Raw genomic sequence first — 14,571 nt, forward strand, 5'->3', positions numbered from 1 at the left:
GGCGGAGTGCACCAACTACTTCAAAAACTCAGGCTATGTTTCCGTGTAAATACATCATGCTCTAGATCAACCGCACATGCTTGATCTGCCCGATCTGAAATCCAGCCCCGAGGCTTCGCACCGTCTGCTCGCAGCGCCAGCCGGCATTGTCCTTCTCGATGGTGAACAGATTGTACGCCGCCGCAGGATAGCGTCCGTGCGCGAGCGCGGAGGCCGAGGGCACGCCGAGCGCGGGAATGTTGCCGTTCGGACCCTCGAACCACATCGTCGAATGAATGTGATCGTGCCCGTGCAGGACCAGCTCGACGCCGTGGCGCTTCAACAGCGCCAGCAGCTCCGGCGCGTCCGTCATCCGCTTCGCCCGCGCGCTGGATTTCAGCGGATGATGCACCAGCAGCACGCGGAAGACGTCTTCCGCCGCGAGCTGCTCGAGCACCTCCGCAAGGGCGGCGAGCTGATCGCGCCCGAGCGTGCCGGTCGCCATCAGCGGCAGGGTCGGCACCGCCGTGGACAGGCTGATCAGCGCCAGCGGCCCGCGCCGGCGCACCGCGGGGAAGGCTGCACCGCCGGGTGTGTCCGCGGCGATGTAGTGCAGGAACGTCTCGCCGAAGCGATGCCGCGTCGCGCTGACATAGGCGTCGTGATTGCCGGGAATCGCGGTCACGCGGTCGGGTGGGCCGACGCTTTCGAGCCAGGCCAGCGCCGGCGCGAACTCCGCCTCCAGCGCCAGGTTGACGAGATCGCCCGTCACTGCGATGTGGTCGGGCGCCTGCGCCTTCATGTCGGCAACGAGCGCATCGAGCACCTCGCGGCGCTGGTACTTGTGGCGGTTGCGGGTCCAGTTGACATAGCCGAGCGCGCGCTTGCCCGCGAGCTCGATCAGCCGCGGCTTCGGCATAGGCGCCAGATGCGGATCGGACAGATGGGCGAGCGTGAAGGGAGTCATGGCGCGCGAATGCCTCGCTATTGCTCTGCTGTAATGGCAAGGTCGCGCGCGTCGCGCAAGCAGGGCCCGAACAGGGGCGTCGAGGAAGCCTGATGGGAGAACGTCTGAACCGAGCCCGACGGAAAGCCGAGCCGCTGCTGCGGCGGGTCTTCCACGTCTATTTCCTGCTCGTCCGCGGCATGACGCTGGGCGTCCGCGCCGTGGTGCTGGATGCCGACAATCGCGTCTTCCTGGTCAGGCACAGCTACGTCAGCGGCTGGTATTTGCCTGGCGGCGGCGTCGATTTCGGCGAGACCATGGAAGAGGCGCTGCGGCGCGAACTCAAGGAGGAGGGCGACATCGATCTGACCGGCGAGGCGATCCTGCACGGCGTCTTCCTCAACAGCCACGTCTCCCGCCGCGACCATGTCGTGGTCTACGTGGTCAGGCAGTTCAGGCAGGACCGCGTCCCTGAGCCCAACCGCGAGATCGTCGAATGCGGGTTCTTCGACAATGCCGCGTTGCCCGAGGGCACCACGCCCGGCACGCGGCTGCGAATCGCCGAGGTGCTCGGTGGCAAGCCGTTGATTGCGACGTGGCGCTGAGGGCGGCCTGTGCTAGTAACCCGCTTGACGCGCGCCACGGAAGACCGGATGAAAATTGCCAAGCTCGCCTTCGGCCTGATCTGTCTTGCGATCCTCGCCAGCAACATCGTCACGATGTCACGCTGGAGCGAGGCGCGCGGGGTCTATGACGACATCTGCTATCTCCGCCAGGCGCATCTGTTCCAGCGTCTCGGCCTCGGTGGGCTCAACACCAATGCCCACCTGGACTACGACCATTATTTCGAAGGCAAGCTGAAGCAGATCGCGTTCGCCGAATGGCAGGACCCGCTGCGCTGGCCGTGCCACAACCCGATGCCGAGCGGCAAGGTCGTGATGCAATATCCGCCGGGCACCGGCTTCCTGCTGGCGCTGTTTCCGGAAGGCAACCAGGTGGTGCCGCTGTACATCGCCGCCAGCCTGATCGTCTGCGGCCTTGCGCTGACGGGCATTGCCATGGCACGCACGCTGCCTGCGATCGTCGGCGCCGGCCTGTTCGGCGCGCTTGCCGTCTATCTCATGATCAACCCGGCCAAGGCGAGCTATTCGATCGCGCCGACCATGGCGCTCTGCGCGGCCGCGGGATTCCTGACCGCGTTGTGGCTGACCAGGGAGAAATGCAGCGTGCTGCTGATTGCGCTGGTCGGCCTCCTGCTCGGTGCCTCCGTCAATTTCAGATTGCCGAATGCGCTGCTCGCGGCCGGCTATGCCTTCTATCTGGCCCTTGCGTTCCTGCGGACGCGGACGCTGTCAGGCTTCGCGCAGGGGCTCGGCTTCGGCGTCGCTGTCCTCGTCGGCATGGCCCCGACCCTGGTTGCGCAGGCCATCAATGCCGGCAGCCCGTTGGCCACGACCTATGGCAGTGCCGACGTGGTCGCGCCGGCCTTCGACCTTGCCGTGCTCGGCCGTTATCTGCGCGACATGCAATTCGTGCTGATCGTGCTGGCGATCGGCACCACGGCCTTTCTGTTGCGGGTGGGCGAGGGCAGCGTGCGGCAGGTGGCCCTCGTCGCCGCCGGCAATCTCGTCGTCAATCTCGGCTTCTTCCTGAGCCATCCGATCTTCACGCCCTACTACATCGTGCCGATTGCGATGCTCTCGCTGTGGAGCGTCGCGTTCGCCTGGCTGATGCAGCCGGAGCAGGCACGGCAGGCCACGCCGCTCGGGCGCGAGCCGACAAGCCTCGGAGTGCCGTCGCGATGACCGCAGCGCAGCTTCGCATCGCCGTGCTGGTGCCCTGCTACAACGAGGAGGCCGCGATCACGACCGTCGTGGCCGATTTCCGCAAGGCGCTGCCCTCGGCGCAGATCTACGTCTACGACAACAATTCGCGCGACCGGACCGCCGAGGTCGCGCGCGAAGCCGGTGCGATCGTGCGCAGCGAGCGCCGGCAGGGCAAGGGCCACGTCGTTCGCCGCATGTTCGCGGACGTCGAGGCCGACGTCTATGTGCTGGTCGACGGCGATGCGACCTACGATGCGCCGAGCGCGCCGCGCATGATCGACAGGCTGCTCGACGATCGTCTCGACATGGTGGTCGGCCTTCGCGTCGATCAGGTCCAGGCCGCCTATCGGCTCGGCCACCGCACCGGCAACCGCATGCTGACCGGCTTTTTGTCCTCGACCTTCGGCCACGCTTTCAAGGACATCCTGTCCGGCTACCGGGTGTTCTCGCGCCGCTTTGTCAAATCTTTCCCCGTCCTCTCCGACGGTTTCGAGATCGAGACCGAGCTTGCGGTCTATGCGCTGGAATTGTCGCTGCCGGTCGCGGAGGTCGAGACGCCCTATTACGCGCGCCCCGAAGGCTCGTTCTCCAAGCTCAACACCTGGCGCGACGGCTTTCGCATCCTCGGCACCATGCTGAAGCTCTACCGGTCCGAACGGCCGTTGCGCTTCTTCACGGTGATCGGAATCCTGCTGGCGCTGGCCTCGATCATCCTCGCGATCCCGATCGTGATCACCTTCATCGAAACCGGTCTCGTGCCGCGCCTGCCCACGGCCGTGCTGTCGATGGGCCTGATGATCATGGCCCTGCTGTCGGTGTCATCAGGGCTCGTGCTCGACACGGTGACGCGAGGCCGGCGGGAGATGAAGATGCTGGCCTATTTGTCCCAGCCGGCGTCGAATCGGGACGCAGGCTGAGCCAGGCCTGCAGTTCACGCCGCTGGGAAGAGGCGAGGCCCGGCACCGACACCGCCCATGGACCTTCGCAGGCGCAAGTGCTACTCCGCGAATTGACATGAACGATCTCTCACTGACCATCCTTCCCGAAGCCGCCGGCGACGCCCAGGCCATCGAGCGGCTGCACGAACGCACCTTCGGCCCCGGCCGCTTCGTGCTGAGCGCCTACCGGATCCGCGAGCACGTCGACCATCTGCTCGATCTGTCCTTCACGGCCCGCATCGGCACGCTCCTGGTTGGCTCCGTCCGGCAATTGCCGATCCTGATCGGCGACACGCCGGCGCTGCTGCTCGGGCCGCTCACCGTCGAGCCGCCGTTCCGCGACCGCGGCATCGGCCGTCAGTTGATGGAGCGCGCGGTGAAGGACGCCAAGGCGAAAGGTCACCGCCTGGTGCTGCTGGTCGGCGACGAGCCCTATTACAGCCGCGTCGGCTTCAAGCAGGTCCCCAAGGGCCGCGTCACCATGCCGGGTCCCGTCGATGCCGCCCGCATCCTGGTGTTCGAGCTCGTCGACGGCGCCTTCGAGGGCGTGTCGGGCGCGGTCGGCCCTGACTGGAGCAAGGCGCGGAAGTAGGAGCGGCACGTAGCCCGGATGGAGCGCAGCGCAAATCGCTTTAGGTTGAATCGATTGCCACGGGCTCGGTGCAACCTCTCCCGCTTGCGGGAGAGGTCGCGCCGAAGGCGCGGGTGAGGGCTTTCTCCTCTAGGGGATTGTCCCATCGCGGAAACACCCTCTCCCCAGCCCTCTCCCGCAAGCGGGAGAGGGAGTGCACCGCCCTTGTAGCGATCGAACTGATCTCACGCTCTACCTCTCGATCAGAACTTGAAATTCGCGAATGCCCGCACGCCGATGCCCGGCATCAAAACCTCGTCCTTGGTGTAGGACACATGGTTGCGGATGTTCTCGTTGAGGAGATTGTTGCCGACGATGCCGGCCATCATCTCGCGCGCGCCGAACCAGTTGCGGTCGAGCTTGGTCTTGTAGCTGACCTCGGCCTTCAAGAGATTGTAGCCCGCCGTCGGCGTCTCCGCGATCACGGCGACGTTGTTCTGCGCGAAGGCGTGCAACAGGTTGACGCGCATCAGCCAATTGTCGTCGCGCCAGAACACGCCGCCGCCCATGCGCACCGGCGGAATCCGCGGCACGTTGGTGCCGTCGGAGAAGGTGGCACGGACCACGTCGAGCTGGTTCTCGATGCCCCAGATGCCGCCCTGGAACGCGCCGATGTCGAGCTGCGACTGGAATTCGCCGCCGCGGAAATTGGCATTGCGCTGCGAGTAGACCGCCTGGTTCAGCTCGCCATCCGGAGCGCCGCAGGACGCGAAGTCGTCGTCGCACATCACGCCGGTGAGGCGGCGATAGATGAAATTGTCGAAATGCGTGTAGTAGACCGTCGCCTCGAACCGGAACGGCCCCGTCGCCTTGCGCACGCCGAGCTCGACGGATTTCGCGGTCTCGATCGTGAGGTTCGGATTGCCGATGTCGAAAGTCGCAGTCGCATCATGGCCACCGCGGGAGAACAGCTCGGCTGCCTTCGGCGCGCGCTCGACATATTGCGCGGTGATGCTGCCGACCATTCCGCCCGGCAAATCCTGCAGCAGGCCGATGCTGCCGCTCTTCGGCGTGAAGGACGGGTTGCGCGCGATCGCCGCCTGCGGCGTGCCGTCTGGCAGGTAATCCGCCGGGAAGTTCGGCGTCGTGCCGTGCAGCTCGACATGCTCGATCCGGCCGGCGATCTGCGCCCGCGTCGCTTCCGAGAACTTGAACTCGTTGAAGGCGTAAGCCGCGACACGCGTGTTGGTGTTGGGATCCCACAGCCCGTTGAACAGCGTGCCGGGATTGTCGGGGCTCGGCGCGCTCAATTCCTGGTGCCCGACCTGGACGCCCAGCGCCGTCGTCACCTCGGCGAAGCGCGCGTTGAACGGCATCAGCTGCACCTCGGTGCGGACCTCCTGCTCCTTGTTGGTGAAAGTCTGCCGGATGCCGTCGCTGTTGAGGTCGGCGGGATCGGCAAGGCCAATCTCGTTGTGCCGGTAGTCGGTCGCGCCGGCCCAGAACCGGATCGTATCGATCGCAGCCGCGTCGGGGCGGTACTCGCCCTTGACGTTGATCTTGGTCTGGTGAGCGTCGATCCTCGTCTTGTGGTCGGCGCCGTCGATGCCGGGGATGTGGTAGAGCGAATCGTTCTGCGTGATCGATGCGCCGATGTAACCGCCCTGGAAGAAGTACGAGCCGCCGATCGATGCGCCGTCCGAGCGCGTCGCCGAGTTCGGCTGGCGGCCGTTCACGGGGCGCGACTGGTCGGTGAGATAGGGATAGCTCGGGATGTAATAGTCCGAGGTGGTGCGGCCATAGGCGTCGGCATGGAAGGCAAAATTGCCGCCGCCGGCGTCGAGCAGCACGCCGCTCTCGATGCCGCGGTCGACCGAGCTAAACGCGGTGCGCATCTCCGCGGTGACGCAGGGCGACGTCGCAGCGTTCGCGAGCGGGGCCTTGGTCGGCAGGCCGTAGGCCTGGAACGACGGCGCGCAGGCAGGCATCGCATCCGGAATCCGGTTATTGGTGGCGCTGACCACGCCGCCGATCGAGGTCGAGCCGTAGCGCAGCGCCGCCGGCCCGCGCACCACCTCGACCTGGTTGGTCGCGAGCGGGTCGATCGGGACGAAATGATCCTCGCCGAGGTCGGATGCGCCGCCGCCATTGGTGCCGTTCTCGACGATGCCGACGCGGTTGACGTCGAGACCCCTGATGATCGGCCGGCTGGAGGCGCCGGGCGCGAAGCTCGATCCGGTGATGCCGGGCTTGGAGAACAGGAGATCGCCGAGCTGGCCGCCGCCCTCGCGGCGGATCTCCTCGTTCGGCACCACGGTGACGGTGGCGAACTGGTTGGTCACGACAGGTAGCACGCCCTGCTGAGGCGCGGCGGGCACGGGCGCTGCCGGCGCCGCTTCCGCCGTCTGCTGGCGGCTGCGCACCCGCGCGGTCCGCGTGCCGCGGCCTGCGTTGCGCGACGGCACCACCGCTCGACGCACGATCGGGCTCGGCGCGGTCACGGTGACGGCGGGAAGCTCGGTCGACGATTTGTCCTGTGCCGGCTGTTGCGCCGAGTCTTGGGCGAACGCGGATGTAGCGGCGGCGCCGAGCAGGAGCAGGCTTGCTCCGCCAAGGCGCTGCGCGCGTCGCAATTGAAATGACATTGTCCTGATTCCACTCAGGCGCCGTCCGGATGATGCTCTGCTGATCGGAGGCGGCCTGCCGTCGCGGCGCGACGGAATTCGACTTCAACTTCTCCCAGGCACTTGCCGATGCACGGCGAGGCTGGGCGTGATCAAGCGTTGGAGATCAGGACGCAGGAGGGGCGCGCGGCTGGAACGCCGTGCCGGCCGATGTCAGATGAGCGAACTCGGCGTCGAGGGTGCGCTGGAGCAGCTCGATCGCCTGCGGCAGCAGCAGCACAGGCGGCGTCGCCGACACGATTGTGCCCGCCATCGCGATGATGGCGCAGATGGCACAATTGTCGTCGCCCGAATGCTCGCGGTCAGGGCCGGGCGGCGACTGCTTCTGCACCGCGGCGCGGTCGATCGCAGCAACGCTCTTGGTGCTGTCGGTCTGCTCGGCTGAGGATTGAGCAAGCGGCGCGGCCTGCGCGAACCAATGGCTGTGGCCGAATGTCAGCGCGAGCTGCACCAGCATCGCGAACAACGCGAGCCGGGCGCCGTGCCTGCTATTCGACCGGAACCACTTCATCTGGAAACGCCACCCCCACACCGGGGCGTCAATCCCAGGACGCCGCGATGTTATAGTATAACATCGCCCGATCGGGCGGTGGATGTCAACGGCAGCGGGATTGGCGCATGCAGTCCGCCCAGCCGATGTGTCGTTCGGGCAACTAGCGGCCCTCGCGCACCCAGGTCGCCGCAAACGCGCCGAGCAGCAGCAGAAGACCGATCAGGCCGGAGAAGATCGGCAGCACGCCGACGCCCTTGACCACGCTGGCATCGCGCATCCGCACGCCCATCCAGCCGTCGCCGTGGAACATGCCGACCGAGCGCACCGGCAGGATGCGCGGCAGCTCGACGCTCAAGCCAGCGGCCACCCGCACGGCATCGCCGCCCGTCGCCTGTGTCAGCGGCTTCAACGTATCGACCGTGGAGGTGACTTCCGAAAACTCCTTCGGATTGGTCGGGCCGACATTGATCAGCGCCTTCAGCGTGCCGTCGGTGGCCTGCCACAGGCCGAGCTCGTTGGCCGGCAGGCGCGCGCGCCACTCGCCGGGATCGCCGGCGGAGAGCGTCAGATCCTGCGACACGCCCGACGGCGAGGTCACGCTGACGGGCTGGACGCTGTCCGCCATGGTCTGACGCACCACGACGAGGTCCTTGCCCTGCACCTGGAGGCGCAGCGCTTCTTCGTCGAGATCAGGCTGCTTCATCAGCCAGTGCGACATCCGCCGGAGCAGGTCGAGATGCGGGCCGCCGCCCTCATAGCCGCGCGCCCACAGCCAGATGTGATCGGACAACAGGAGCGCGACGCGGCCCTCGCCGAAGCGCGACAGGAACAGCAGCGGCTTGCCGTCGACGCCGGTCATGACGGGCGGGTTGACCGCATTGCGGGTATCGACGGTGCGGAAGAACCGGCTCCAGCGCGGCGGCTCGCTGGCGGAGCCTTCCAGCCCGCGCGTGACGGGATGACGTTTGCCGATGTCGGACAGATGCGCATAGAACGGCTTCTCGGTGACGCCGACGGGTTCGGCCGGCAGCACCGAATCGAGCGGCGTGCGCCAGATGCTGCTGTTCGAGGCGTAGTCGGGGCCGGCCGAGACCAGCACAGCGCCGCCTGCGCGCACATAGCGCGCCATGTTCTCGAAATAAGGGATCGGCAGCACGCCCTGGCGGGCATAGCGGTCGAAGATGATCAGCTGGAATTCGTTGATCTTCTGCTGGAACAGCTCGCGGGTCGGAAACGCGATCAGCGACAATTCGTTGATCGGCGTGCCGTCCTGCTTCTCCGGCGGGCGCAGAATGGTGAAATGGACGAGGTCGACGCTGGCGTCGGACTTGAGCAGATTGCGCCAGGTGCGCTCGCCCGAATGCGGCTCGCCCGACACCAGCAGCACGCGCAGCTTGTCGCGCACGCCGTCGATGGCCACCACGGCGCGGTTGTTCACCGGCGTCAATTCGCGCTCGAGCGGCGAAGCCTCGATCTCGACGATGTTCGGCCCGGCATGCTTGATGTCGACGTCGACGCTCGCGGCCTGGCCGCTCGACAGCGTGCGCTCGTTGATGACCTCGCCGTCGCGGCGGACCGTGACCCTGGCACGCTCGCCGGTGACACCCTGGTCGTCGAGGCGGTAGGAGATGGTCTGGGCCTGCCCGACGATGCCGAAGCGCGGTGCGGCGGTGATCGCGATGCGGCGGTCGCGCTCGTCCTTCTGGCCGGTGACCAGCGCGTGCACCGGCGCCTGGAAGCCGAGCGCTGTGGCGTTCGCCGGAATATCGTGGACGCGGCCGTCGGTGATCAGGAACGCGCCGGCGACGCGGTCGACCGGGACGTCCGCCAAGGCCGAAGCCAGTGCGCCGAACAGTTTCGTGCCGTCGGTCTCGCCGTCGGCCTGTCCGGCATCGACGACGCGGACCTCGAGGCCCTTGATCTTCTTCAGGCTGTCGACCAGCGCCTCCTGCGCTTGCGCAGCTTCACGATTGCGGCTGCCGAAGTTCTGGCTCGGGCTCTTGTCGACGACGATGGCGGCGACCGAGGTGAGCGGATCGCGGTCCTCGCGTGTAAAGGAGGGATTGGCGAGCGCCAGCAGGAACAGCGCCAGCGCGGCCACGCGCACTGCGGCGCCGCGCGCACGCGCCAGCAGCAACACAAGCGCAATGACGACGATCGCGGCAAGCGCGAGCCACAGCACGATCGAGGGGACAAGCGGCGTGAACGCGATGCCGTAGTTCATGAGATGAGCCTATCAACGTCATTCCGGGGCGATGCGCAGCATCGAACCCGGAATCTCGAGATTCCGGGTTCGGCTCTTCGAGCCGCCCCGGAATGACGGAGTGTGTGAATCAAGCGCAACACCCGCATCATTGCCCCAGCCGTTCGATCAGCGCCGGAGCGTGCACCTGGTCGGCCTTGTAGTTGCCGGTCAGCGTGTACATCACGATGTTGGCGCCGGCGCGGTAGGCGAATTCGCGCTGGCGGGGGTCGCCGCCGGTCACCGGCAGCATGGCCTGTCCGTCGGGCCGCACCGCCCAGGCGCCGGCCAGGTCGTTCGAGGTGATGATGATCGGCGAGACGCCGTCGCCGCCGCGCGCCGGCCGCTGCGCGCTCTCATCGTCCTCTTCGCGCGGCAAGGTCTCGACCCAGGTCTGGCCGGCGGTGAAGCGGCCCGGGAAGTCGCGCAGCAGGTAGAAGGTCTTGGTCAGCACGTGCTCGCGCGGCACGGGCTCGAGCTCGGGCACGTCGAGCGAGGACAGGATCTCGCGCAGCGTCTGCATGGCCGGGGTCTGCGCCGCGCCGTTCGCGCCGGGCGGTGCCTCGATCGCATCGCGGGTGTCGAACAGCACGGTGCCGCCCTGCTTCATGTAGGCGTCGATCTTGTTGATGGCGTCCTGTGGCGGCTTCGGCGCGCCCGGCACGATCGGCCAGTAGATCAGCGGGAAGAAGGCGAGCTCGTCGCGCGCGGGATCGACGCCGACGGGATCGCCGGCCTCGAGCGCAGTGCGCTGGGCCAGGAACAGCGTCAGCCCGTTCATCCCGGCCTTGACGATGGAATCGACGTCGGCATTGCCTGTCACGACATAGGCGAGGCGGGTCTGCGATACCGACTTCATCGCGAACTCGTCCGTGACGCCGTCGGCGCGCGACGGCGCCGGCGAGAGCGCCGCGAATCCCGCGAGCAGGGCGAGCACGATCGTCGCGGGCGCAGCGCGACGGCGCAGCAGCGCGGCAATCCCGCCGCCGAGCACCGCGACGATGATGGCGTCGATCAGGAACAGCGCGAGCGCCGTCGACAGCAGCCAGCCGCGCAGGTCGCGCGGCTCGGCATTGGTGTAGGTGGCGTGCCGGGCGCGCAGGCTCGCGGTGTTCAGTGCGGCGATGCGGTCGGCGCTGGCAAGCGTGTTCACGGCGAGCGGTCCTTCTGCCGGACCGTAGAAGCCGGGCGGATGATCTGATGTGGCGCGGTCGCGATAGTCCGCGGGCAGCGGCTTGGCAGTCGCGGGCGGCGGACCGAACGCGCCAAATCCGTCGAGGATGTGCAGCGGCGCCACCGTCTCAGTGGTCGCTTCGCTGGCAACGCCGGCGCCGGGCTTCGCCGTATAGCCGGACATGTCGACGACCCGCCGCAGCATTTCGACGAAGGTGCCCGACATCGGCAGATCCGACCAGCGCATGTCGGCGCTGACGTGGAACAGGCTGACGAGGCCCTTGCCGCGATGCTCGCCGGTGACGAGCGGCGTGCCGTCTTCCAGCGAGGCCCAGCTCTTGGTGGCGAGCACGGCGTCGGGCTCGGCCAGCACCTGGCGGCTCACGGTGACGTCCTTGGGGACCGCGACGCCGGCAAACGGGCCGTCGCCCGCGAAAGAGGCGAGATGCTGCGGCTTCTCCCAGGTCAGGCTGCCGCCGAGCGTGCGGCCGCCCTTGCGCAGCTTGACCGGCACGAGGTCGTCCTCCGCCTGTGCCAGCCGGGGCCCAGCGAACCGCACCAGCACGCCGCCCTGGTCGACCCAGGCATTGAGGCGTTCGCGCAGCTCGGGGGCGATGGTGCCGACATCGGCGAGGATGATCATCGGCAGCTTCTGGTCCAGAAACTGCGTGATGCCCTGCTGCGGCGAGCCCTTGTCGGCGAGCCTGACGTCGGCGAACGGCGCCAGCGCGCGGGTGAGATAGAAGGTCGGCGCCAGCAGCGGCTGCGCGGTCTCGCTGGTCGCGCCCGAGACGATGCCGATGGCGCGGCGGCGCCAGCGCTTGTCGAGCAGCTGCACCGCGCCGGCCGAGCGTTCGCCGGAGATCTCGAGCCGCGTGATGTCGTTGCGCAGCTCGACCGGCAGGTCGAACGCCGCTTCGGTTTCCTTGTCCTGCGGACCGAACGAATAGCGCGCTTCGCCGATCGGGGATGCCTTCTGGTCCAGCGCGCGCACCGTGCCGACCGCAATCCCGCCATCGGTGCGCAGCACCTTCACCGTCATCTTCGCCGCGGCGTTCTCCGCGGCGACCAGGGCCAGCGGCGAGGAGGCGCCGCCTTCGAACACGGTCAGGCTGCGATCGCCGATGGTCTTGCCGAGGCCGGCCACGAAGTCCTCGCCGCGGCCGGTGTCGACGCCGTCGGAGAGCCAGGCGATCTCGCAGTCGCCGGTGACCTTGAGGAAACGGTCGACCGCGGCCAGCGTCTCGACGCGGTCGATCGAATAGGGCTTTGGCGCGAGCTGGCGCAGCGCGACGCGCGCCGCCCCCGCCGGCATCAGGGTGATGTCGCGGTTCGGCTCGGACAGCGGCACCAGCGCGATGCCGCGGCCGTCATTGTCGGCATTGGCGATCAGCTCGTCCGCGGTTCTGATCCTGACGTCCCAGTGCGATGCGGCGCTCCAGCCGTCGTCGAACATGATCATCAGCGGCGCCTTGCTGCCGGCGAGGCCCGTTTGCGGATTCCAGATCGGGCCGGCGGCGGCGAAGATCACCAGCGCGGCGGCGAGCAGGCGGAGGGCGGTCAGCCACCACGGCGTCCGCGAGGGCGTCTCTTCCCGCGGCGTGATGTCGAACAACAGCCGCGTCGGTGGAAACTCGATGCGGCGCGGCCGCGGCGGCATCACGCGCAGCAGCCACCACAGCACGGGCAGGCTGATCAGGCCGATCAGGAGCAGCGGTTGCGTGAAGGCGAGCGGCAATCCCATCATGCGGCCGGCCCCGCCTTGATCGTCGTGGTGCGCACGCCCGACTTGCTCACCTGCATGCCGGCATGCAGGAACAGCAAGAGCTCGGCGGCGGAACGGTCGGTGGCGTGCGTCGTGAACAGCCAGTCGAGCTTGCCCGTCTCGGCGCGGATCTGGTCGCGGTGCAGCGCGAGGCGCGCGGTGTAGTCCTGCGCCCAGCTCTCGGCGCGGCCGGCGGTGATCACGCCAAAACCTTCCGGCTCGACGAACTCGACGCGGCCGGAATAGGGAAACGATTCCTCGGCGGGATCGACGACCTGCACCATCGTGCCATGGGCGCCCGAGCCGGAGAGGCCGGCGAGCGTCGTCCTGATCTCGGAGATCGGCGACCAGAAATCCGACAGCACGATGATCTCGGCCAGCGCGGCCGGAACGAAGGACGGCGGCAGGCTGAGGCGGTCGGCATCGTCATGCAGCATCGCCTGCGCCATCTTGTCGATGACGCTGCGGCTTGCGGTCGGTGCCATCAGTCCGGGAATGCCGACGCGCTCGCCGCCGGCGACGAGCAGCTCGGCCAGCGCGAAGGCGACGATCAGCGTCCGCTCGAGCTTGGACTCGCGCGCGGTCTTGGAGGCGAACGCCATCGAGGGCGAGCGGTCCGGCCAGATCCAGACCGTGTGCGAGGCTTCCCATTCCAGCTCGCGCACGTAGAGATGGTCGTCGCGCGCCGAGCGGCGCCAGTCGACGTTCTGTGCCGGTTCGCCCGAGACGAAGCGGCGGTACTGCCAGAAATTTTCGCCGGAGCCGGCGCGGCGCCGTCCATGCAGGCCGTGGATGACGTTGGCGGCGATGCGGCGGGCCTCGAGCACCAGGCGCGGCAACGAAGCGGCGAGCGTGCGGCTTTCGCCATCGGCACGTCGGATCGCCAGTATCTCCTTCGCTGCCCGCCCGTTCTCTGCTGCCATCAACCGATCCGTGTCTTCAATTGCCGGATAACGTCCGGAATCGTGCGGCCTTCGGCGCGCGCCTGGAAGGTCAGCGCCATGCGGTGCTTCAGCACGGGCTCGGCAAGGTCGAGCACGTCGTCGATCGAGGGCGCCAGGCGCCCGTCGATCAGCGCACGCGCGCGCACCGCCAGCATCAGCGATTGGCTGGCGCGCGGGCCGGGGCCCCAGGCAATGAACTTGCCGGCTTCGCCGGCGTCCGGACCCGGGCGGGCCGAGCGCACCAGCGACAGGATCGCCTCCACCACGGAATCGCCGACCGGCAGGCGCCGGATCAGCCGCTGCGCGGTGATCAGCGCATCGGGCGTCATCGCGCCCTTGGCCAGCGTCTCCTCCGCGCCCGTGGTCTCGAACAGGATGCGGCGCTCGGCATCGCGGTCGGGATAGTCGACGTCGATCTCCATCAGGAAGCGGTCGAGCTGCGCCTCGGGCAGCGGATAGGTGCCTTCCTGCTCCAGCGGGTTTTGCGTCGCGAGCACGTGGAAAGGCTTCGGCAGATCATGGCGCGCACCGGCAACGGTGATGTGCTGCTCCTGCATCGCCTGCAACAGCGCCGATTGCGTGCGCGGTGAGGCGCGGTTGATCTCGTCGGCCATCAGGAGCTGCGCGAACACCGGACCGGCAATGAAGCGGAAGGCGCGCCTTCCCGCGGTGCTCTCGTCCAGCACTTCGGCGCCGAGAATGTCCGAGGGCATCAGATCGGGCGTGAACTGGATGCGCTTGGCGTCGAGACCGAGCGTGACGCCGAGCGTCTCGACCAGCTTGGTCTTGGCAAGGCCCGGCACGCCGATCAGGAGCGCATGGCCGCCGGAGAGGATGGTGACCAGCGTGTTCTCGATCACGCGATCCTGACCGAAGATGACGGAGGCGATCGCGTCCTTGGCCGCGCGAACCTGGCTCGACACCTGCTCGGCCGAACGGACGATCCCGTCCTCGAGTTTCTCGACACTCTCCGCCATTCGCTTGCTCCTTCAGCCTGCCACGCGGCTTGC

At 67.8% G+C, this 14,571-nt stretch carries 11 protein-coding genes; 4 read left to right on the plus strand and 7 right to left on the minus strand.

All coding sequences use genetic code 11. The annotated features are described in order from the left end of the window. Window positions 1–61: 61 nt before the first annotated feature. A complete protein-coding gene (locus XI05_RS13080) occupies window positions 62–946 on the minus strand; it encodes a metallophosphoesterase family protein (RefSeq protein ID WP_271502073.1) in 885 nt (294 codons plus the stop codon). 92 nt (window positions 947–1,038) lie between these two features. Between XI05_RS13080 and XI05_RS13085 the strand changes: the two genes are divergently transcribed. The 4 genes from XI05_RS13085 to XI05_RS13100 all read left to right on the plus strand — a co-directional run bounded on the left by XI05_RS13085 (window position 1,039) and on the right by XI05_RS13100 (window position 4,281). Then, on the plus strand, window positions 1,039–1,530 hold the full coding sequence (locus XI05_RS13085) for an NUDIX domain-containing protein (protein ID WP_271502075.1): 492 nt from the start codon (window positions 1,039–1,041) through the stop codon (window positions 1,528–1,530). Window positions 1,531–1,578: 48 nt separating this feature from the next. Then, a complete protein-coding gene (locus tag XI05_RS13090; RefSeq protein ID WP_271502077.1) occupies window positions 1,579–2,730 on the plus strand; it encodes a hypothetical protein in 1,152 nt (383 codons plus the stop codon). After that, entirely contained in the window at window positions 2,727–3,668 is a 942-nt protein-coding gene (locus tag XI05_RS13095) for a glycosyltransferase family 2 protein (protein ID WP_271502078.1), read from the plus strand. The genes XI05_RS13090 and XI05_RS13095 overlap by 4 nt, the downstream gene beginning before the upstream one ends. Window positions 3,669–3,765: 97 nt before the next feature. Then, window positions 3,766–4,281, plus strand: a complete 516-nt coding sequence (locus tag XI05_RS13100) for a GNAT family N-acetyltransferase (RefSeq protein ID WP_271502079.1) — start codon at window positions 3,766–3,768, stop codon at window positions 4,279–4,281. A gap of 242 nt (window positions 4,282–4,523) precedes the next feature. Here XI05_RS13100 and XI05_RS13105 read toward each other — a convergent pair whose 3' ends face one another. From XI05_RS13105 to XI05_RS13130, 6 genes are all read right to left on the minus strand, one after another. After that, the gene (locus tag XI05_RS13105; RefSeq protein WP_271502080.1) at window positions 4,524–6,905 is read right to left on the minus strand and encodes a TonB-dependent receptor; all 2,382 of its coding nucleotides are present in this window, start codon (window positions 6,903–6,905) and stop codon (window positions 4,524–4,526) included. 145 nt (window positions 6,906–7,050) lie between these two features. After that, window positions 7,051–7,455 carry a DUF2946 family protein gene (locus XI05_RS13110; protein WP_271502082.1) on the minus strand — a complete coding sequence of 135 codons (405 nt, stop codon included), beginning with the start codon at window positions 7,453–7,455 and terminating at the stop codon, window positions 7,051–7,053. A 142-nt stretch (window positions 7,456–7,597) separates the two neighbouring features. Further along, complete coding sequence (locus tag XI05_RS13115; RefSeq protein ID WP_271502084.1) at window positions 7,598–9,661, minus strand: hypothetical protein; 2,064 nt, start codon at window positions 9,659–9,661, stop codon at window positions 7,598–7,600. Between the two features lie 127 nt (window positions 9,662–9,788). After that, the gene (locus tag XI05_RS13120) at window positions 9,789–12,599 is read right to left on the minus strand and encodes a DUF4159 domain-containing protein (RefSeq protein WP_271502086.1); all 2,811 of its coding nucleotides are present in this window, start codon (window positions 12,597–12,599) and stop codon (window positions 9,789–9,791) included. Next, complete coding sequence (locus XI05_RS13125) at window positions 12,596–13,540, minus strand: DUF58 domain-containing protein (RefSeq protein ID WP_271502087.1); 945 nt, start codon at window positions 13,538–13,540, stop codon at window positions 12,596–12,598. Before XI05_RS13125 ends, XI05_RS13120 begins: the two co-directional genes overlap by 4 nt. Further along, entirely contained in the window at window positions 13,540–14,538 is a 999-nt protein-coding gene (locus XI05_RS13130; protein WP_025038173.1) for an AAA family ATPase, read from the minus strand. The genes XI05_RS13125 and XI05_RS13130 overlap by 1 nt, the downstream gene beginning before the upstream one ends. Window positions 14,539–14,571 lie beyond the last annotated feature (33 nt).

The organism is Bradyrhizobium sp. CCBAU 11357 (assembly GCF_028128865.1).
Lineage (GTDB): Bacteria > Pseudomonadota > Alphaproteobacteria > Rhizobiales > Xanthobacteraceae > Bradyrhizobium.